The 20,458-nt window shown below is 37.3% G+C and carries 15 protein-coding genes, 1 pseudogene and 1 riboswitch; of the genes and pseudogenes, 11 read left to right on the top strand and 5 right to left on the bottom strand.

Annotated elements, in window-relative coordinates; all coding sequences use genetic code 11:
- The first annotated feature begins 75 nt into the window (after positions 1-75).
- The 10 genes from MKY76_RS20750 to MKY76_RS20705 all read left to right on the top strand — a co-directional run bounded on the left by MKY76_RS20750 (position 76) and on the right by MKY76_RS20705 (position 15,211).
- Positions 76-1,092 carry a YdcF family protein gene (locus MKY76_RS20750; RefSeq protein ID WP_342557106.1) on the top strand — a complete coding sequence of 339 codons (1,017 nt, stop codon included), beginning with the start codon at positions 76-78 and terminating at the stop codon, positions 1,090-1,092.
- Positions 1,093-1,164: 72 nt separating this feature from the next.
- On the top strand, positions 1,165-2,451 hold the full coding sequence (locus MKY76_RS20745; protein WP_342557105.1) for a tetratricopeptide repeat protein: 1,287 nt from the start codon (positions 1,165-1,167) through the stop codon (positions 2,449-2,451).
- 629 nt (positions 2,452-3,080) lie between these two features.
- Positions 3,081-4,373, top strand: a complete 1,293-nt coding sequence (locus tag MKY76_RS20740; protein WP_048394980.1) for a globin-coupled sensor protein — start codon at positions 3,081-3,083, stop codon at positions 4,371-4,373.
- 239 nt (positions 4,374-4,612) lie between these two features.
- Positions 4,613-6,007 (top strand): protoporphyrinogen oxidase, encoded by a 1,395-nt coding sequence (locus MKY76_RS20735; protein WP_342557923.1) that lies wholly within the window; start codon positions 4,613-4,615, stop codon positions 6,005-6,007.
- 99 nt (positions 6,008-6,106) lie between these two features.
- A riboswitch (SAM riboswitch) is annotated at positions 6,107-6,207 on the top strand.
- A gap of 89 nt (positions 6,208-6,296) precedes the next feature.
- Positions 6,297-8,144: a bifunctional homocysteine S-methyltransferase/methylenetetrahydrofolate reductase gene (locus MKY76_RS20730; RefSeq protein ID WP_342557104.1), complete on the top strand. Its 1,848-nt coding sequence runs from the start codon at positions 6,297-6,299 to the stop codon at positions 8,142-8,144.
- A complete protein-coding gene (gene metH / locus MKY76_RS20725) occupies positions 8,137-11,568 on the top strand; it encodes a methionine synthase (protein ID WP_342557103.1) in 3,432 nt (1,143 codons plus the stop codon). Before MKY76_RS20730 ends, metH begins: the two co-directional genes overlap by 8 nt.
- Before the next feature lie 94 nt (positions 11,569-11,662).
- A complete protein-coding gene (locus MKY76_RS20720) occupies positions 11,663-12,163 on the top strand; it encodes an N-acetyltransferase family protein (protein WP_342557102.1) in 501 nt (166 codons plus the stop codon).
- Between the two features lie 109 nt (positions 12,164-12,272).
- On the top strand, positions 12,273-13,304 hold the full coding sequence (locus MKY76_RS20715) for a fatty acid desaturase (protein ID WP_054548858.1): 1,032 nt from the start codon (positions 12,273-12,275) through the stop codon (positions 13,302-13,304).
- A gap of 271 nt (positions 13,305-13,575) precedes the next feature.
- Positions 13,576-14,583, top strand: coding sequence for a sensor histidine kinase (locus MKY76_RS20710; RefSeq protein ID WP_175400777.1), 1,008 nt, complete (start codon positions 13,576-13,578; stop codon positions 14,581-14,583).
- A gap of 16 nt (positions 14,584-14,599) precedes the next feature.
- A complete protein-coding gene (locus MKY76_RS20705; protein ID WP_048394990.1) occupies positions 14,600-15,211 on the top strand; it encodes a response regulator transcription factor in 612 nt (203 codons plus the stop codon).
- 43 nt (positions 15,212-15,254) lie between these two features.
- On the opposite strand, the gene MKY76_RS20700 is transcribed toward MKY76_RS20705, so the two are convergent.
- The 3 genes from MKY76_RS20700 to MKY76_RS20690 form a co-directional block, all read right to left on the bottom strand.
- On the bottom strand, positions 15,255-16,229 hold the full coding sequence (locus MKY76_RS20700; RefSeq protein ID WP_048394992.1) for a proline dehydrogenase family protein: 975 nt from the start codon (positions 16,227-16,229) through the stop codon (positions 15,255-15,257).
- A gap of 74 nt (positions 16,230-16,303) precedes the next feature.
- Positions 16,304-17,056 (bottom strand): iron export ABC transporter permease subunit FetB, encoded by a 753-nt coding sequence (fetB, locus tag MKY76_RS20695; protein WP_066038126.1) that lies wholly within the window; start codon positions 17,054-17,056, stop codon positions 16,304-16,306.
- Positions 17,053-17,784, bottom strand: a complete 732-nt coding sequence (locus MKY76_RS20690; protein WP_342557101.1) for a phosphate ABC transporter ATP-binding protein — start codon at positions 17,782-17,784, stop codon at positions 17,053-17,055. Before MKY76_RS20690 ends, fetB begins: the two co-directional genes overlap by 4 nt.
- A 94-nt stretch (positions 17,785-17,878) precedes the next feature.
- Between MKY76_RS20690 and MKY76_RS20685 the strand changes: the two are divergent.
- A pseudogene (locus tag MKY76_RS20685) lies at positions 17,879-18,379 on the top strand (methylated-DNA--[protein]-cysteine S-methyltransferase).
- A 179-nt stretch (positions 18,380-18,558) separates the two neighbouring features.
- Here the strand turns inward: MKY76_RS20685 and MKY76_RS20680 are convergent.
- On the bottom strand, positions 18,559-19,857 hold the full coding sequence (locus MKY76_RS20680) for an ammonium transporter (RefSeq protein WP_016995351.1): 1,299 nt from the start codon (positions 19,855-19,857) through the stop codon (positions 18,559-18,561).
- Between the two features lie 14 nt (positions 19,858-19,871).
- Positions 19,872-20,213 (bottom strand): P-II family nitrogen regulator, encoded by a 342-nt coding sequence (locus tag MKY76_RS20675; protein WP_016995352.1) that lies wholly within the window; start codon positions 20,211-20,213, stop codon positions 19,872-19,874.
- Between the last annotated feature and the right edge of the window lie 245 nt (positions 20,214-20,458).

The following is a 20,458-nucleotide window of genomic DNA, read 5'->3' as shown; positions in this document are numbered from 1 at the left end:
CTATATCAAAAAATATGGACAAATAGTGGCAGATGTAATGATTGTAGAAATTATGCAATAGGAAGGAGTGAAAAAATGCTACTAACTTTATCAATCTTCCTTACCATTTTTATCATTTTGTACCTAACAGAAAAAAGGCGCTTTCTCAACGTTGTAGTCCTTGGCGTGATAGGGATATATATTGTCAGAGCGTTTATTATTCATTATCCTTTATTGCTACCAAATGATCAGGGGATTATTTCTGAAATGGGGATATTCATTATATTAGGAAGCTTTCCAAGTATTATGTTTATTTTATCAATAGCCATGTTTTTCAATAGTAAAGTATTATTGGAAAAGGAAGGACGCAAATTCCGTAACTTAATGTTAGCCATATTAGGGCTAAGTTTTGTTATTATGATGTTATGGTATGTATTCGTCATTTTTATTGAAATTGAAAATGTATTTTGGCATATTCTTTTCTTCTATGCGTTTTTGATTTTTGGTTATACAATGTTCTTATACACTAGTGTCCTTGCTTATTCAATATTGTATCTTCTTACACCAATACGTTATAAACCAAATTACATTATTGCATTAGGTTCAGGATTAATTGGCGATAGAGTACCTCCACTTTTAGCAAGCCGTTTAGATGAAGCAGTAAAGCAATATATAAAGTATGAGATGAAGCCTTATATCATTGTCTCTGGTGGTCAAGGAAATGATGAAAAGGTATCAGAAGCATATGCAATGAAACAATACCTAATAGAAGTACATCATATTCCGACTGACAAGATAATTATGGAGGATTGTTCAGCCAATACAGAACAAAATATGATCTTTTCAAAGCAAATAATGGACCACCATTCTCATGGAGAGAACTATCGTTCCATTTTTGTTACTAATAATTTCCATGTGTTTCGCGCAAGTATTTATGCTAGGAAAGCAGCATTAGATGCCGAGGGGATTGGTTCAAAAACTGCTTTTTACTATGTTCCTAATGCATTCACACGAGAATTTATAGGTTTATTAGCCATGTATAAATGGACCCATGTCACAGTATTTTTAATTATTACGCTATTCGTAGGCTTACTATTGAGAGCATATGTGTAACCAAACTTCAACTGTCTTCCATATAATAGTGGTAAGGCAGTTTTTTTACATAGTGTGCAAGGGAGGAAAATAATGTACGAGCAAATTTTAGCCAAGCGAAATAAAGAACGAATAATTTCCCTACAAAATCTTACACAAACTCAAGATCAGTGGTTTGCTCAAAATATAAAATTACTTACATTCGCTGAAGTTAACCTAACAGCCTTGCAGAAAATACTGTATCAAGTAGTACGAGGGTTATTAAAAGAACAGCAACAACGTCATTTACAGATTGTCCATACAGTGCAATCTCAATCGATACAGGAGAATGTATTAACGCTGTTGGCAGAATATGATGATGTCTTGCGCGATGCCATTCCACAGCCTATCTATATACTCATTTGGCAAATTTCTTCGCTAGAAAAGTTAAAAAACAGTATAGAAGTAGTAGATGATGTGCTTGATATTGTAGAGTGGTATTTTCGCCATCAAGATGAACAAGTTGCTGCTCTAGATGAAGAGGACTTAGATCATGAGCTCATTATTGATTTGTATAAAGAAGCGGTTGAAGAGCAGGATGGGGATGCCCAATATCAACTGGGTGAATACTATAATTCTAGAGAGGGTAAACATTTTCAACCTGAAAAATCATTGAAATGGTTTGAGCTAGCCGCTGCCCAGGGAAATGCAGATGCTCAATATATGCTTGGGAATTTTTGCTTTGGGGGCATAGGTATGGAGGAAAATTATTCCCTTGCCTTTTCATACTATGAAAAAGCAGCTTTGCAGGGACATGCGGATGCTGCCAATAATTTAGCAGATATGTACTTTAATGGCGAGGGCGTAGCAACGAATTATACATTAGCAAAAAAATGGTTTGATTATGCTGCACAAAAGAATGTGGCAGAGGCAATGTTTACGTTAGGAATAATTTATGAGCAGGGGTTAGGCGTTGAGGTAGATGAGAAAGAAGCTTTTAACGCCTATAAAAAATCAGCTGAGGCAGGGTATGTGGAAGCACAATATCGACTTGGTGGAATTTATTTAGAGGGGCGCTTAGGCCAAGCGAAAGATGTCAATCGTGGTCTGCTTTGGTATGAAAGAGCTGCGGAGCAATATCATGTAGACGCCTTTTATGATTTAGGTTATATATGGAGTAATGGTCTGGCAGGAATACGCAATCTCGAAAAAGGTATTCATTGGTTTAAGCAGGCTGCACTTCAAGGAGATGTGGAAGCCAAGCTACAATTGGGGCATATTTTTAATAAAGATACAGGGTTAGATAGAAATCTGAAAGAAGCTATTAAATGGTATGGACTCGCGGCAGATGCAGGATCCGAAGAAGCGGCTAAAATATTACAAGAACTTAAAGGATTGTAAATTTAGTGTTAAAAAAACATAGGCTTTTAGAATTATTTATAATGCTAGGGTATATGGGTATTTTAGTCTAAATCATACTGCTTTTTACGAGTATTTAGATAGATCATGATTGAGGATAAAAAATATTAGTATAGTGAAATTTGAAGATGATCGATAAAAAAGTAGAATAAATATAAAGCAAGTAAGCATAATAAACAAAAAAATAGTTAAAAAAGCTACCCAATAATATTGTGGTAGCTTTTTTATAGTTTATTACGCTTTATTTAACAACAAGGACTTTTTATACATTTTGTGTAAAATAATGGTATTAATAAGATTGACAGTCATTTATAAAATGATTAATGTAAATGAGTGATTTTGAAAAGAAGCATACGTAAATAATTTACTGTTAGTCATGTAGGACTATATCTGTTTGCTGAGAGCAAATGACCTTAGGATAAATTGAGCAAAGGGGTACCCGACATACTTTTGGAGGAAGTCTGTCATACGAAATTGCGCTATCGATTGTAACCATTAAATCTGACTAATCAGATTTTATCGGTATTTTTTCGTGTATCCATCAATATGTTAAAAGGGATTTGATGTTTCTCAGCCTGATGAAAGTAAACGGAATGAAAGAGGGAAGATGTGTGATTTTTCAAAAACAGAGAAAGACGAAGGTATTGGATTTACAGCAATACACAGTGAAAATGGATTTGTCCTCTCGTCAATCGATGGCGAAGCAAATTGAAATGCTGAACTTAACGAAGAACGACTTACAATATTTAAAAGCTTTCCAACCAATAGTTATGGATAATGTAGATCACATCGTAAACCGTTTTTACAACATGATTGGAACAGAGCATCATTTGGTAGATATTATCAGTCATCATAGTTCTGTAGAAAAGCTTAAAGTAACATTACGGCAACATATTATTGAAATGTTTAACGGAACCATTGATGAGATGTATTACCAAAGGCGTGTAAAAATTGCAAAGGTGCATGTCCACATTGGGCTTAGAACACAGTGGTATATCTGCGCATTCCAAGATTTATCGATATCATTTATTGATTTAGTCGAAAAAAATATAGAATTTCCACAAGATCAATTTAATACGATCAGAGCTATATCGAAAATTTGTAATTTTGAGCAACAACTCGTTTTAGAAGCTTTTGAAAACACTGTGGAACAACTGAAAGAAAAAATGGTTCATGAAAAAGAAGCGATTGAACGACAGATTGTAGATTCTTCGGAAGCACTTGCAGCTATCTCGCAGGAAACCAATAATTCATTTTGCTGCTTAAGTAAGCAATCTGACGAAATTAAACATTTGGCAAAAAAATCACTCGATGTGTCTACACTGGCTGAAAACCAAGCACTTGAGGGTCGCGAGCGTTTAAAAAATCAATCACAAAATATGCTCAATATTAGTCATTCTCTTCATGATATAGAAGAAAATATTGAACAATTATCAGGTATGTCTAAGGAAATGGAAACAATTATGAGTGTTGTGACCAATATTGCGAATCAAACGAATCTATTGGCTTTAAATGCTGCAATTGAAGCAGCACGTGCTGGGGAAGCGGGAAAGGGCTTTAGCGTAGTGGCCGATGAAGTACGTAAATTATCAATTCAGACAAAAGAATCTGTTACAGCGGTGGCTTTGTTATTGAAAAAGACAGGTGAACGAACAGAGAAATTAGAGTATTCTTTGACCAACATTCAAGATGAAGTTGCAGCAGGTGAAGAAAATATGTTACAAACTGAAGGCCAATTTACGAGTATATTGGGAGCCATGACAGAAGCAAAAGATCAAAATGAGTGTATGGCAACAAAAATACAAGCAATTGTAGGCATATTAAGTGAATTAGGCACTTCATTTACTGAGGTAACAAATTCAGCTGAAAAATTAGCGAGCTTTGCGCAAAATTTAAAAGGATAGACTACTAACATTTACATTCTATTTTTCATATTTTTAGACGTAATAAACACTATAGTACCTATTTAAATGCTTGTTGTGAAGTTATCGCTATAGAGGATCAATTTTATAGAGATTCAGAAAGTAAGAGCTATTTCACTGATGAAATAGCTCTATTTTTGCTAAATTTGTAAAGGATTTAACGTAATTTTCAATGAAAAAGGATTATACTGTAGAAAGAATGAATAATAGGGGCGGTTATGATGAAAACAGTTGTTGTTTTAGGCGGCGGTATTACAGGACTATGTACAATTCATTATTTGCAACGTCAAGTGAAGGAACATAATTTAGATGTTCGTCTAGTGCTTATAGAAAAAAATACATATTTAGGAGGCAAATTATATTCAGCACATGAACAAGGTTTCATCATGGAAACGGGTGCTGATTCTATTGTAGCCCGTCATCAAGGCGTTATGGAACTCGTGCAGGAGCTTGATTTTGAGGCGGAATTAGTTTACAACGAAACAGGTATTTCTTATATTTATACGAATAATGAGTTACATGCTATTCCGGCAGATTCAACTTTCGGAATACCGATGAGTGTAGCATCCTTAGAGGAAAGTACACTTATTTCCGAGCAGGGAAAAAAAGAAGCGTTGAAGGATTTAACATTGCCAAACAATGGCTTCACAAAGGAAAGTTCTATTGGTGAATTTTTAACTTACTATTTAGGAGAGGAACTGGTGAAAAACCAAATTGCACCAGTCCTTGCAGGTGTTTATTCGGGAGATTTACATCAGCTTTCTATTGGCTCTACTTTACCGTATTTAATTGATTATAAGAATGATTTTGGAAGTATTATTAAAGGCTTTGATGCGAATCGTGAGCAATTTGTTAAAGCAGCGAACAAAAAATTTATATCCTTTAAAAATGGTTTATCTTCTTTAATTGATCGACTTGAACAGACCTTATCCGATGTAGAAATTATCAAGGGTGTTACTACACTAAATGTTCAAAAACAAGATAAGAACTACACAATTTCCTTAGCTAATGGTGAAATTATTGAGTCAGATTATGTCGTTTTAGCATTACCGAACGATACTGTACAAAATCTGCTACAGGATGAATCTTTAAACCGCTATTTTGACCAATTTACGACAGCGTCAGCGATTACTATCTATTTGGGTTTTGATGTGCCAGACGCTAAATTGCCAGCAGATGGAACGGGCTATATTGTTTCCCATAATTCAGACGTAACTTGTAATGCGGCAACTTGGACTAGTCGTAAATGGAAGCATACATCGAAAGAAAATAAATTACTTGTGCGACTCTTTTATAAGAGCATCAATCCAGCCTATGAGCAACTACGCGCCATGACGGATGAAGAATTGGCAGCAGTTGCTTTAGAAGATGTGAGAAAGAGCCTAGGAATAGAGGAGCAGCCAACCGTTGTAAATGTAACAAAATGGATTGATCAAATGCCTAAATATGATCTAGCGCATCGTGAAGCATTACAAGGATTACTACAAGAATTACATGAGAAATATCCTAATTTATCGATTGCAGGGTGCTCGTATTTTGGCGTAGGTATTGGTGCTTGCATTCAAAACGGGAAAAAAATTGGTGAAGAGCTTGCAAAGGAACTTGCCAATTTCTAAGGTTTTAAGTGGAAAAAAACTTTGTTATGTGAAATAGTCTTGACTCATTCGTCAGTAAACGATATGATTCTTTTAATTATTTAAAAAATTCATACTTAATTCTTATCAAGAGAAGCAGAGGGACTGGCCCATTGAAGCTTCAGCAACCAACTTTATTGTCAGGTGCTAAATCCAGAAGACCGTTGAGTCGAAGATGAGAAGGAACAACAATGATGAATCGTTAAAGCCTTCTTTTTTTATGAAAGAAGGCTTTTTATTATATAGAGACATAGGAAGAGAGGCTAATTTTATGGGATTGCTTGAAAGGTTAAAAACGCATGTATTGACGGCAGACGGTGCAATAGGCACAGTGCTATATGGCTATGGATTGGAGTATTGCCATGAGGAAATGAATGTTCAGAGACCCGAGTTAATTGAAAAGATTCATAGAGAATATATTGCGGCTGGTGCTGACATCATTCAAACGAATACGTACGGTGCAAATGCCATTAAATTAGCTCGCTATGGATTGGAATCACGTGTCCAACAATTTAATGAAGCTGCTATCACCATCGCAAAACGAGCAGCGGCTGATGGCGGTCAATTTGTTTTAGGAACAATTGGTGGTATTCGGGGAATTCGTAAAAGTGATGCAACCTTGGATGAAATATTAGCGACTATTGAAGAACAAGCAAGCGTCTTACTTGCAGGGAATCCAGATGGCCTTTTACTTGAAACTTATTATGATTTTGAAGAATTAACAGCAACCTTAAAGATGCTACGAGAAAAAACAAAATTGCCGATTATTGCACAAGTTTCTATGCATGAGCCCGGTGTTCTACAAAATGGGTTGTCTTTAAATAATGCTCTCCATGAGCTTGAAGCCCTAGGTGCTGATATTGTTGGTGTCAATTGTCGACTAGGTCCACACCATACAATTCAGGCATTTGAAGGTGTAGAACTTCCTAATAAGGCATTTATGTCGGCCTATCCAAATGCATCACTTCTGGACTTAGAGGATGGGCGTGTCGTTTATGAATCAGAAGCTGATTATTTTGGTCGAGCGGCTGTTGAATTGCGTGATCAAGGTGTACGTTTAATAGGGGGCTGCTGTGGTACAACACCCAAACATATTGCAGCAGCAAAGAAGTATTTAGAAGAGTTATCACCGGTTCAGGAGAAGCTTGCGAAGCCTAAAAAGATTGAGATTGTTCGGGAAGCGGAGCCAACAAAGTATGAGCCTCTTCATGAAAAAGTTAAACGTGAACGTTCTGTCATAGTAGAGTTGGATACACCTAGACATTTAGAGATTGATGGGTTCCTTGAAGGAGCAAAGCAATTATATGATGCAGGTGCAGATGTAGTTATGATGGCAGACAATTCATTGGCCTCTCCACGTATTAGCAATATTGCAATGGGCGCATTGTTGAAGAGCTCACATGGTGTACGCCCACTAACTCATATTACATGTCGAGACCGTAATTTAATTGGTCTACAATCTCATTTAATGGGGTTAAATGCTTTAGGTATTCATGATGTGTTGGCCGTTACGGGTGATCCAACGAAAGTAGGAGATTTCCCAGGTGCGACAAGTGTTTATGATGTATCTTCCATGGAGCTAATCCAATTAATTAAGCAATTAAATGAAGGGGTCTCTTTCTCAGGTAAGCCACTTCGTAAAAAAGCAAATTTTTCAGTTGCTGCTGCATTTAATCCAAACGTCCGTGTGTTAGATCGTGCTGTGACACGCTTGGAGAAGAAAATTGAGCATGGGGCAGACTACTTCATTTCTCAACCAGTATATACGAAAGAGAAAATTGTAGAGATTTATGAGGCAACAAAGCATTTACAAGCTCCAATTTACATCGGTATTATGCCTGTTACGAGTTATAAAAGTGCTGAATTTTTACATCATGAAGTGCCAGGTATCAAATTATCTGAAGATGCCTTAACAAGAATGAAAGCATGTGGAGAAGATAAAGAAAGGGCAACATTGGAAGGGATTGCTATTGCCAAAGAATTAGTAGAAGTGGCTACGCAATATTTCAATGGGATTTACCTTATTACACCATTTTTACGTTACGATGTGACACTAGAGTTGATGAAATATATAGAGCAATTGGATGAACAGAAAAAAGGAGTAAGTATACATGGCTAAGCACTCGATTGAAGAGCAACTAGAGAAACGTATTTTAATTCTTGATGGCGCAATGGGAACAATGCTACAAAATGAAAATTTATCAGCAGAGGATTTTGGTGGCGAGGAACTTGATGGCTGTAATGAAAATCTTGTGCTTACTAGACCAGATGTTATTGAAAAAATTCACCATAAATACTTAGAGGCAGGCGCAGATATTATTTGTACAAATACATTTGGTGGGACGCCTCTTGTGTTAAATGAATATGATCTTGGCACAAAAGCAGAAGAAATTAATAAGCGTGCAGTGGAAATTGCTCGCCAAGCAGTGGATCGTTATTCCACATCAGATTGGCCACGTTTTGTTGCAGGGGCTATGGGGCCAACAACAAAAACGTTATCAGTAACAGGTGGTATTACATTTGAAGAGCTAGAGGAAAATTTTTATGTACAGGCAAAAGCATTAATTGAGGCAGGAGCCGACGTTTTGTTATTAGAAACAAGTCAGGATATGCTCAATGTCAAAGCAGGCACACTTGGCGTAAAGCGCGCTTTTGCATCAACGGGAAAAGAGCTACCTGTCATGATTTCAGGAACAATAGAACCGATGGGTACAACGCTTGCAGGGCAAACAATTGATGCCTTTTATATTTCGATCGAGCATATTAAACCATTATCAGTTGGCCTAAACTGTGCGACGGGACCTGAGTTTATGACGGATCACATTCGTTCATTAGCAGAGCTTTCAACAGGCTATATTAGCTGTTACCCAAATGCTGGCTTACCAGATGAAGAAGGGTGTTATCACGAATCACCAGAATCGCTATCACAAAAATTAAAAGGCTTTGCAGAAAAGGGTTGGCTTAATATTGTAGGTGGATGTTGTGGGACGACACCCGCTCATATTGCAGCCATTCGTGAGATCTTAAAAGATGAAAAACCTCGTCAATTACCAGAAAAAACACATGGTCATGCGGTATCAGGAATTGAACCGTTATTGTATGACGATTCTATGCGTCCGTTATTTATTGGGGAGAGAACAAATGTAATCGGCTCTCGTAAATTTAAGAATTTAATCATTGACGGGAAATTTGAGGAGGCCGCAGAGATTGCACGTGCTCAAGTCAAAAATGGTGCACATGTTATTGATATTTGTTTAGCCAACCCTGATCGCGATGAATTAGCCGATATGCGTGGATTTATGCAGGAGGTTGTAAAAAAGGTTAAGGTGCCTCTTGTGATTGACTCAACTGATGAAAAAGTAATTGAGGAAGCATTAAAGTTTTCACAAGGGAAAGCCATCATTAACTCTATTAATTTAGAGGATGGTGAAGAACGATTTGATGCAGTATTACCACTCGTGAAAAAATATGGTGCATCATTAGTTGTTGGAACGATAGATGAAAAAGGGATGGCGGTTGACCGTCATCGAAAGCTCGAAATTGCCGAGCGCTCCTATCAACTTTTAACGGAAAAATGGGGGATTGCACCAGAGGATATCATTTTCGACCCATTAATGTTCCCTGTAGGAACTGGGGATGAGCAGTATATTGGTTCAGCGCTAGAAACGATTGAAGGCATTCGTCTCATCAAAGAAAAAATGCCGCAGACATTGACTGTACTTGGCGTAAGTAATATCTCATTTGGCTTACCACCTGTTGGTCGTGAAGTACTGAATGCTGTTTATCTCTATCATTGTACACAGGCGGGCTTAGATTATGCCATTGTTAATACAGAGAAATTGGAGCGTTATGCATCCATCCCTGAAGAGGAAATCAAACTCGCAAATGACCTGCTCTTTAATACAAATGATGAAACATTAGCAGTGTTTACAGATTTTTATCGAGATAAAAAGAAGGAAAAAACGGAAGCTGATATTCCAAAAACGGTTGAAGGTCGTTTAGCTTACTATATATTAGAAGGTACAAAAGAAGGGCTAATTGAGGATTTAGACGCTGCACGGGAAATCTTCGAGGCGCCACTTGATATAATTAATGGTCCTTTAATGGAGGGCATGGCTGAGGTAGGTCGATTATTTAATGATAATCAACTCATTGTAGCAGAGGTTTTACAATCAGCAGGTGTGATGAAGGCCGCAGTGGCTCATTTAGAGCAATTCATGGAGAAGGATGAAGAGAGTGCTGGAAAAGGGAAAATGGTACTTGCTACAGTAAAAGGTGATGTTCACGACATTGGGAAAAACCTTGTTGATATTATATTAAGTAATAATGGCTATAAGGTAGTCGATTTGGGCATTAAAGTAACTCCTGCCCAATTGATTGAAGCGATTCGTAAGGAAAAACCTGATTTTATTGGGCTGTCAGGTTTACTCGTGAAATCAGCGCAACAGATGGTTATTACTGCTCAGGATTTTAAAGAGGCGGGAATTGATGTTCCTATTTTAGTTGGTGGTGCTGCACTTTCACGTCGTTTTACTGAAACAAAAATTGCAGATGAATATGGTGGTCCTGTTATTTATGCAAAGGATGCTATGCAAGGCTTAGAGCAAGCGAATCTATTAATGGGTGAAGGGACACGTGAAAATTTCTTAGCAGAAATTGAAGAATCCCGTCAAAAACGTTTAGCGGCCGATGAAAAACGAGCTGCTCGTCCGGCAAAAGAGGTAACAATAAAGCCTGCACGAACAGTAAAAGGAGCGCCAGTATTTTTACCAGCGGATTTACGACGTCATGTGAAAAAAGACTATTCTGTATCTCATTTATACCCTTATGTTAATATGCGTACATTACTGGGACACCATCTAGGCTTGAAAGGGCAAGTTCAGCAATTGCTTGATGCGGGCGATTCAAGAGCAACAGAGCTCAAGGATTTAGTAGATGATTATTTAAAAAGTGATCTATTAAAGCCATCAGGTTTGTATCAATTTTTCCCTGCTCAAGCAGATGGTGATGATGTCGTTGTGTATGATCCTGCTGATAGTAAGACAGAAATTGAACGTTTTACCTTCCCTCGTCAGCAGGTTGAACCATTTTTATGTCTTGCAGATTTCTTAAAAACGGTAGAGAGTGGTGAAATGGACTATATTGCACTCATGGTTGTAACAGCAGGTCAAGGAGTTATGGCTAAAGCACGCCAGTTAAAAGAGGATGGGAAATTTCTTGAAAGTCATGCCTTGCAATCGACTGCTTTAGAATTAGCAGAGGGCTTTGCTGAACGTATGCATCAGGAAATTCGTGACCAATGGGGCTTCCCTGATGCAACAGATTTCACTATGAGAGATCGTTTTGCTGCAAAATATCAAGGTCAACGCTTTTCATTCGGATATCCTGCATGTCCGAACTTGGAGGATCAAGAGAAACTATTCGGCCTATTAAAACCTGAGGATATTGGTGTCCATCTTACAGAAGGCTTTATGATGGAGCCTGAAGCATCTGTATCTGCAATCGTTTTTGCTCATCCTGATGCTCGCTACTTCAATGTTTAAGGCATAAAATAAGAGGAGATAGATAGTCTATTCAATGACTGTCTATCTCTGTTCCTTTATAGAAGAAAACATTTGGTTAAGGGAAGTTTGCAGAATGATACGATTCATGGAAGAAAGAGATATTCCCGAGGTTTTAGCTATCTATAATGATATTATTTTAACAAGCAAGGCTGTCTATCGATACGACATACAAACTTTAGATGAAAAAGTACAGTGGTTTAGGGAGCAACAAGCATTAGATAATCCTTTACTTGTATTTGAGGATAATGGGCTTGTCGCTGGCTTTGCTACCTATAGTCAATTCCGACCTTACCCAGGCTATAAATATACAATGGAGCACTCTGTCTATGTGCATAAAGAACATTATCAAAAAGGGATTGCGACAAAGCTCATGAACAGGCTGATAGCGATCGCTGAAGAAAATGGTGTCAAAACGCTTGTTGCTGGTATTGATGGAGAAAACATTGGTAGTATTAAAGCACATGAAAAATTAGGCTTTGAATATGCAGGAACTATTAAAAATGCAGGCTATAAATTTGAACAATGGCTAGACCTTGTGTTCTATCAACTTCATTTGACTGGACCGAAATCATAAAAGGATATGACAAATGTCATATCCTTTTTGTGATGTTTGCGTCTGTTACTGACTTGTATTCTTGTTTTATGATGAGGTCATAAGAAAAAAAGAAACGAGGGAGTAAAAGATGGCAACTATTAAAGAAAAAACAAAAAAGTTACGCCAAGATGTAGCGCCATTTGCCAAATCAGATACGCGTAAAAGTGTTTTTCAGATTATAAATACAATTGTACCGTTAATTGCATTATGGGTGGCTGGTTACTTGTTAGTGGATGTATCACCTTGGCTAACAGTCGGCTTAAGTGCTATTTCAGCAGGTTTTGTCGTACGAACTTTTATTATTTTTCATGATTGTACACACGGCTCATTTTTCAAAAGTAAAAAGGCAAACGACTGGGTTGGATTTTTTACTGGGGTGCTAACATCATTCCCTTATGAAAAATGGAAACGTGAACATACAATTCACCATGCAACAAGCTCAAACTTAGACAAGCGTGGTATCGGTGATATTGATATGATGACAGTTGAAGAATATATGCAAGCCTCAAAAGGGCAACGTCTATGGTACCGCTTCTATCGTAATCCATTTGTGATGTTTGGATTAGGCCCACTTTATATGGTTCTTGTCTTAAATCGTTTTAATCGTAAGGATGCGAAGAAGAAGGAACGTCTCAATACAATTTTAACGAATATTGTCATTGTGGGAATTTGTGCCGCTTTAATTTTCTTCATGGGCTGGCAAGCGTTTTTATTAGTGCAAGGCGTTACTTTATTTATTGCAGGTTCTTTAGGAATTTGGCTATTTTATATCCAGCACACGTATGAAGATTCTTATTTTGAACACGATTCAGAGTGGGATTATGTGAAAGCCGCAGTTGAAGGAAGCTCCTATTATAAATTGCCAAAACTTTTACAATGGGTAACAGGGAATATTGGTTTCCATCATGTTCATCACTTAGCTCCTCGTGTACCTAATTATAATCTTGAAAAGGCACACAATGAGACACCGCCATTACACATGGCAACAACGATTACTTTACGTACGAGTTTAGAATCACTACGTTACAAGTTATATGATGAAGATCAAGGTAAATTTGTAACGTTTAAAGAAGTAAATGAAATAATAAAACGTAAAGCAAGAGGCAGTATTGCCGCTTAGCTGATAACAGCCATCTCTGCAAGAGAGATGGCTGTTTTATGTAAAGAGAAGAATATGGGTCAAAGCATGAACAGGCATAAATTTAATTTTCTTGTTATAATAAGGGAAAAGTAGGAAAGAGCGTGAGATTATGTTGAGGAAATGGCATAGTATTATTCCGAATAGTCCGATGCTCAGTGTATATTTGTGGATAATTTTTTGTTTCCTACCGTTTTTCTTCATTTTTAGGAAATCTTCTTACATCGAAATTTCGATAGGCATTACATTTTTAATGCTCTATTTTATCTTCTATCGATTTGCCATGAATTCGAAAAGCGGTTTAGTTTATATGTGGATTAGCTTTGAAATGGTCATAAACATTATTATGACCATCTTGTATGGCTATGTCTATTTGTCCATTTTTACAGCATTTTTTATTGGGAATATCCGAAGACCCGTCGGCTTTTATATTATGTATGGTCTACATATTGGCTTTACAGTTATTTCAACTGGTGCTGGATTCTTTGTAGAGCTCAACCTATTTTTATCGCAGTTGCCTTTCGTTGTATTAACTATTTTAGCTGTTGTCCTTTTACCGCTAACGCTTTATTCCAAAAATAAACGTGAAAATTTAGAGGGACAGTTAGAAACAGCAAATGAACGTATTGCTGAGTTAATTGTTTTTGAGGAACGACAAAGAATAGCTCGAGATTTGCATGATACATTAGGACAAAAATTGTCCATGATTGGTTTGAAGAGTGATCTAGCTTCTAGGCTGATTGAACGAAATCCCCAGCAGGCCTTGATTGAGATTAAGGATATACGCCAGACGGCTAGTATTGCTTTAAAAGAGGTTCGGGAATTAGTTTCAGATATGCGCACGGCAAAATTTGAAGATGAGATCATGCGTATTTCACAAATACTAAAGGCAGCTGAAATGGAGTTTGTCTTTGAGGGGGATAAAAACGCACTGCAAGTTCCACCACTTGTAGAGAATGTTTTATCTATGTGCTTAAAAGAGGCGGTTAATAATGTTGTCAAACATAGTGGAGCAACAAAATGTGAAATTGCCTTCCATCAAAATTTTAAAGAAGTTTACTTAGTAGTGCGAGATAACGGACAGGGCATTACGAAAAAACAAGCCTGGAGAACTGGTAATGGATTGAAAGGAATGCGGGAACGTTTAGAGTTTATTAATGGGTCCTTCAAAATTGAAAGTGTTGAGGGCACCACATTAACGGTAACTATCCCAGTAGCTATTACGCATCAGAATGTCAAAGACAATCTGAAGAATATATAGAAAAGAGGATTGTGACATGATACGAATTGTGATTGCTGAAGATCAGGGTATGCTATTAGGCGCGCTTCGCTCTTTACTTAGTATGGAGGAGGATATGGAGGTTGTTGGCTTAGCAAAAAATGGTGAGGAAGCATTGATGCTTGTGGAAGAGCATCAGCCTGATATTTGTATTATGGATATTGAAATGCCAGTGAAAACGGGACTAGATGCAGCAGAAGAAATGCATAGCACTGGCTCAGGTTGTAAAGTCATTATTTTAACTACATTTGCTAGACCTGGTTATTTCGAACGTGCTAGAAAAGCGAGTGTCAGAGGCTATTTATTAAAGGATAGCCCTATAGAGGAGTTAGTGAGCGCAATCCGTACAATCATGGACGGTAAACGCATTTATGCGCCAGAGCTCGTTGATTTTGTCTATGAAGATGATAGTGAAAATCCTTTAACGGAGCGAGAGAGTCAAGTTCTGACACTTGTAGCAGAGGGCAAGACGACAAAGGAAATTGCTGCTGAGCTGTTTTTGTCTGCTGGCACAGTTCGTAACTATATTTCGACGATTTTAGAAAAACTAAACGTCGGCAATCGAATTGAGGCCATTGCACGCTTTAAAGAAAAAGGATGGAATAAATAAAATGAGAACCTTTTTGCATCATAAGCGAAAAGGTTCTCTTTTTTTACTTATTACGTTTAGTTAAACGGCCAAGAACGAATGCACCTGCTGCTACTGCAAGAACAGTATTCGTTTTTTTCGTAAATACTTGTTTTGTGACAAGATTAAGGTTTTGAGGACGCTCAGCTAAACGGCGCATGAAATAGCCGTACCAATCTTCACCAAATGGAACGTACACACAGAAGTTATAGCCCTCTTTTGCAAGTTCTTTTTGCATATCTGTACGGAAACCATATAGCATTTGGAATTCAAATTTATCAAGCGGAATATTATGATCAGCTACAAAACGTTTTACGTGCGCAATAATATTGTGATCGTGAGTTGCGATTGATGTAAATTTACCATTTAGTAGGTGATATTCAATCAACTCAATAAAGTTTAAATCAATATCTAATTTATCTTGATAGGCTACTTCAACTGGCTCTTTATAAGCACCTTTTACGATACGTAAACGGTAGTCCTTAAATTTTTCAATATCATCTTTTGCACGGTAAAAGTATGATTGGATGACTGTACCAACATTATTAAATGTTTTCGATAATTCTTCCACCATATCGAAGGAAGTTTGTAGACGTCCATAGTCTTCCATATCAAAGTTAACAAAGATATCGTATGAAGCGGCTTTTTCTACAATCTCATACAGATTGTCATAACAAAAATCAACATCAATATCTAAGCCTAATTGAGATGGCTTTAATGAAATATGTGCCGCTACACCATTTTCGTGAATAGCTTCGATCACAGTAAGGATTTTTTCTTTAGCAGCAGTCGCTTCTTCTTTACTTGAAACAAATTCACCTAGGTTATCTACTGTACAAGAAATATTATGTGCATTTAGTTCTTTGATGCTTGCAATTGTTTCTTCGATATTTGTACCAGCTACTACACTTTGTGCTCCTAATTTTAGGCCATATTTCTTTGCAGCACTATTTAATAGTTGGTTCTCAGATAAGTGGATGAAAAAATCGCGTAATAACATGGTCATTCTCCTAACTGCATTTTCTTTTTAGTATAACATAAATTTTTTAAACTATATTACATTCAGCCTAACAATTATTTCATTTCGAGTAATTGCATACGTTCATTAAATAGTGCAGGATAACTTAAAAAGCCAATCATAACGCTGGATAATGTTGCAGTAGTTAAGAGAGCAAAGATAATTAAAAGTTGAAATTGGACTGCATGAATAGGGTCGGCTCCCCCAATAATTTGACCACTCATCATACCTGGTAACTGTACTAGCCCGATTGTTTTTTGACTCTCAATCGTAGGAATCATACTAGCTTTTATGGCATTAATTAATTGGCGATGAATAGCCTGTTTTGGTGTGCCACCCAGGGATAGTATTAGTTCCATTTGATCCTTATGGTTAATAATTTCAGCTGTAAAACGATTTAAGAATAAAATGGATAGCACCATGGAATTACCAATTAGCATCCCGCTAATGGGAATGATATACTGAGCGGTTGCTGGAACAATATGAAAGCCTAGCAAAACACCTTGTGTAATTATTTCTATCATGACAAGAGTCAGTGCTATCTTCCAGGTGATTCCTTTAATACCTGCTCCTTTTTTTCGTGCATTTAACGTGGCTACGATAATCATTAGTGCTACCATCAGTAAAATATAGCTATAACTATTTGCATCAAACACAAACTTTAATATATAGCCGACAGCAAGCAATTGAATGATGGAGCGTAATGTTGCAATAAGCGTATCTTTTTCAAGGTCTAATTTTAATATTTTGGATAATAGTAAAGGGATACAAACAAAAATTAATGTCAGTGATAAGGCTGTATATGTCATTTGTTTACCCCCTGTACAAACTCGGAAACACGTGGATTTGTTGGTGCATCGAGTAATGAACTTTTACCAGTTTCAACTAGCTCCCCATTCATCATAACCCATGTATAGTGACCAATCGTTAGCGCTTGTTGCAAATTATGGGTAATCCAAATCATGGTAACATTGTATTTTTTGTTAATGGTGACAATCAATTTTTCAATATCCTGTACGGATTGACGATCCAAGGCAGACGTTATTTCGTCTAATAATAAAATAGAGGATTTATTGATAAGTGTTCGAGCGATGGATACCTTTTGACGTTGTCCGCCTGATAGATCATTTGTAGATTGATGCAGGAAGCTTTCGTTTAACCCAACGTCCTCTAAATATTGAATAGCCTCCTGCTGCAAAAGTTTTTGTCCTTGCAGTGTACGGGGAAGTGCAAGATTCTCTAACACTGTACCTGCTATCATAGGAGCTGCCTGTAAAGCAATACCAACATGCCTTCTTAAAGCTGTTGGATCATATGTAGAAATAGGTTGATTATCGATGAGTATATGCCCATTTGATGGTGAGAGAAGGCCATTACATAATTTAAGTAATGTTGTTTTACCAGCGCCAGAGGGGCCAACGAGAGTGGTGATTTGCCCTTTCGGAAATGACCCAGTAATTGACTTTAATATCATTTTGTCATTTACTGAAAAATGAACTTGTTGAAAGTGAATGGCAGGTTCATATAACATATTCATCTATTGAAACTCCTTTACTTTAGTCAGTAAAATAACTGTAGCATGAAATGACTGGAAGATGGTGTTGAAATAAAAGAAAGAAGGGGATTTGGGAATGGAAATATTGTATTTCGATACATTAACATATGCACAAGGCGATATGTATGTTGTGGCTTCAGACAAAGGACTTGTTTATATAGGTACACCAAATGCAGCATTCGATGAGGTAAAGGAGTGGGCTATAAAACCATTTAAAGGATATTGTTTTGAAGAGAATTCAGAAAAGTTGCTCCCATATAAAGAGCAGTTAACAGCCTATTTTAAGAAGGAACTTATTGAATTTAATCTTCCAATCCATGTGAAAGGGACAGCATTTCAATTAGCAGTGTGGGATGCATTAAAAGAATGACCCTATGGTACAACAACAACTTATGGAAATATTGCTCAACGCATTGGTAATCCCAAAGCGGTTCGAGCGGTGGGGACTGCTATTGGAGCAAACCCAATCCTGGCAATTATTCCATGTCATCGGGTTATTGGCAAAAATGGTCAATTAACAGGCTTCAGAAGCGGCTTAGCTATGAAACAATTTTTACTTGAGTTAGAGAAGGAATAGAACGAGTGAAGCGGTAAATGTTAGTCTCTTGCGAAATAATGGAAAGAGCGCTTTTTCTATGGATTGGATCACTTCAAACAAAGTAACCTTCTTTCTCTGTAAATGAACAGTTTCACATGTAGGAGTGCACCAAAAGAAATCTGCCCCATTATCCATAGATAAAGGAGCAGATGAACTAACTATACATGTTGTTCTTCTTGAACATTGTTCTGCGTTTTACCGAAATGTGTTAAACGATGAGCGAAGGTTTCGCCTCGTACAGCGGAGCTTTTGAAAATATCTTGGTATTCGTAGGCAGGCGTTCCGTGTTCCATTACATCTAATCCAGCAATTTCTTCTTCAGCCGTTACGCGTAATGGGACAAATGCTTTGATGATCAATAAACCTGCAGCTACAGATACACTAACCCAAGCAATAGTTGCAATAACGCCGATTGCTTGAATACCTAATAGACCAAAACCCCCACCATAAAATAAGCCTTGCCCACCAATATCAAATAGTCCAACTGCCAGTGTTCCCCAAATACCACAAATACCATGAACAGCAATTGCTCCAACAGGATCATCAACTTTTAGCTTCCACTCTAGGAAGCGTACACCTTCCACAAGTAAAGGGGCAGCAATTAAACCAATGATAAGTGAGCCAAAAATGCTGACATTCGCTGCACCAGCAGTAATCCCTACAAGCCCAGCTAATGCACCATTTAATGTAAGAGAGCCATCGATATGTCCGTATCGAAATTTTGTATAGAAAGCAGTGGCAACGACACCAGCTGCAGCTGCAAAAAACGTATTAGCAATAACACTAGGAACTAGCTCTGGATCAGCAGCTAATGTAGAAGCGCCATTGAAGCCGAACCAACCAAACCAAAGTAAAAATACGCCTAATGCACCTAATGGAATGCTGTGTCCTGTAATAACATTTACTCGACCATTTTCATATTTGCCTAGTCGAGGTCCAACCATAACTGCTGCGACAAATGCTGCAACAGCCCCTGTTAAGTGGACAACTGTCGAGCCAGCAAAATCAACAAAACCTAAATCTGTTAACCAACCTTGACCACTCCAAACCCAGTGGCCTACTACAGGATAAACAACTAAAGACATAAGTATAATAACTCCAACATAAGCGAAAATATTAGTACGTTCTGCAACAGCCCCCGATAAAATAGTTGCTCCAGTTGCAGCAAACATCGTTTGGAAGATAAAGAAAGAAAGATCATCTACTCCTTTTAAAGCAAAGCCACTTGTGCCGAAAATGCCACCTACTGAGTCTCCGAACATAATGGCATAGCCACATAAAAAATAGACGATTCCACCAAGAGAAATGGTAAGAAAATTCTTCATGATGATATTGACTGCATTTTTTGAGCGGGTAAATCCAGCCTCAACCATAGCAAAACCTGCATGCATAAAGAATACTAAAATAGTGCCAAGCATCACCCAAATTAAATTAACAGATAATAGTACCTCATCCATCTATATCGCCCCCTTTATTCTACTGCAATCGATCCGACTTCTTTTGTTCGGATACGAATTGCTTGTTCTACTGGATAAATGAAAATCTTCCCGTCCCCAACTTTACCGGTTGCTGCTTCACGCAATAAAATCTCTACAATGGCATCAACTTTGCCATCGTCTACAATCATTTCTAATTTTAATTTAGGTAAAAATTCAATTTCATACGTATTGCCGCGGAAGAGTCCTGTTCGACCTAGCTGACGACCACAACCAGCGATTTCAGAAACGCTTAACCCTGCAATTCCTTCCTGTGCAAGACCATCCCGAACAGCTCCAAAAACTTCAGGACGAATGATTGCTTCAATTTTTTTCATGAGTACCAGCTCCTTGCGTAAATTTAATTTACATGTTAAAACGGTATTAAAAACAGTGCAATTGTTTTTTTGAATTCTATGTAAGGTTAGTTTACACATAATATTTCTGGTCTCGAAGTATTTTAGAAAAAAGGTTTTTATAAAGGGAATGAAAGCGGTACTAAAATTTGTGTCTAAAATGTGTACAGTTCTAAATTTTCTGACTATTTATGTTAGAAAACCTAACATCTACAAGAGGGAAAGTA

Origin of the sequence: Lysinibacillus sp. FSL P4-0201 (assembly GCF_038593425.1) — a bacterium.
Taxonomy (GTDB): Bacteria; Bacillota; Bacilli; order Bacillales_A; family Planococcaceae; genus Lysinibacillus; species Lysinibacillus capsici.
The sequence above is the reverse complement of the archived record's forward strand: the minus strand, read 5'-3'. Positions and strand labels throughout refer to the sequence as shown.

Coding starts and splice junctions, on each gene's coding strand:
- MKY76_RS20750 (WP_342557106.1), top strand. CDS start 76: ATGCTACTAACTTTATCAATCTTCCTTACCATTTTTATCATTTTGTAC.
- MKY76_RS20745 (WP_342557105.1), top strand. CDS start 1,165: ATGTACGAGCAAATTTTAGCCAAGCGAAATAAAGAACGAATAATTTCC.
- MKY76_RS20735 (WP_342557923.1), top strand. CDS start 4,613: ATGAAAACAGTTGTTGTTTTAGGCGGCGGTATTACAGGACTATGTACA.
- MKY76_RS20730 (WP_342557104.1), top strand. CDS start 6,297: ATGGGATTGCTTGAAAGGTTAAAAACGCATGTATTGACGGCAGACGGT.
- metH (WP_342557103.1), top strand. CDS start 8,137: ATGGCTAAGCACTCGATTGAAGAGCAACTAGAGAAACGTATTTTAATT.
- MKY76_RS20720 (WP_342557102.1), top strand. CDS start 11,663: ATGATACGATTCATGGAAGAAAGAGATATTCCCGAGGTTTTAGCTATC.
- MKY76_RS20715 (WP_054548858.1), top strand. CDS start 12,273: ATGGCAACTATTAAAGAAAAAACAAAAAAGTTACGCCAAGATGTAGCG.
- MKY76_RS20710 (WP_175400777.1), top strand. CDS start 13,576: ATGCTCTATTTTATCTTCTATCGATTTGCCATGAATTCGAAAAGCGGT.
- MKY76_RS20705 (WP_048394990.1), top strand. CDS start 14,600: ATGATACGAATTGTGATTGCTGAAGATCAGGGTATGCTATTAGGCGCG.
- MKY76_RS20700 (WP_048394992.1), bottom strand. CDS start 16,229: ATGTTATTACGCGATTTTTTCATCCACTTATCTGAGAACCAACTATTA.
- fetB (WP_066038126.1), bottom strand. CDS start 17,056: ATGACATATACAGCCTTATCACTGACATTAATTTTTGTTTGTATCCCT.
- MKY76_RS20690 (WP_342557101.1), bottom strand. CDS start 17,784: ATGAATATGTTATATGAACCTGCCATTCACTTTCAACAAGTTCATTTT.
- MKY76_RS20680 (WP_016995351.1), bottom strand. CDS start 19,857: ATGGATGAGGTACTATTATCTGTTAATTTAATTTGGGTGATGCTTGGC.
- MKY76_RS20675 (WP_016995352.1), bottom strand. CDS start 20,213: ATGAAAAAAATTGAAGCAATCATTCGTCCTGAAGTTTTTGGAGCTGTT.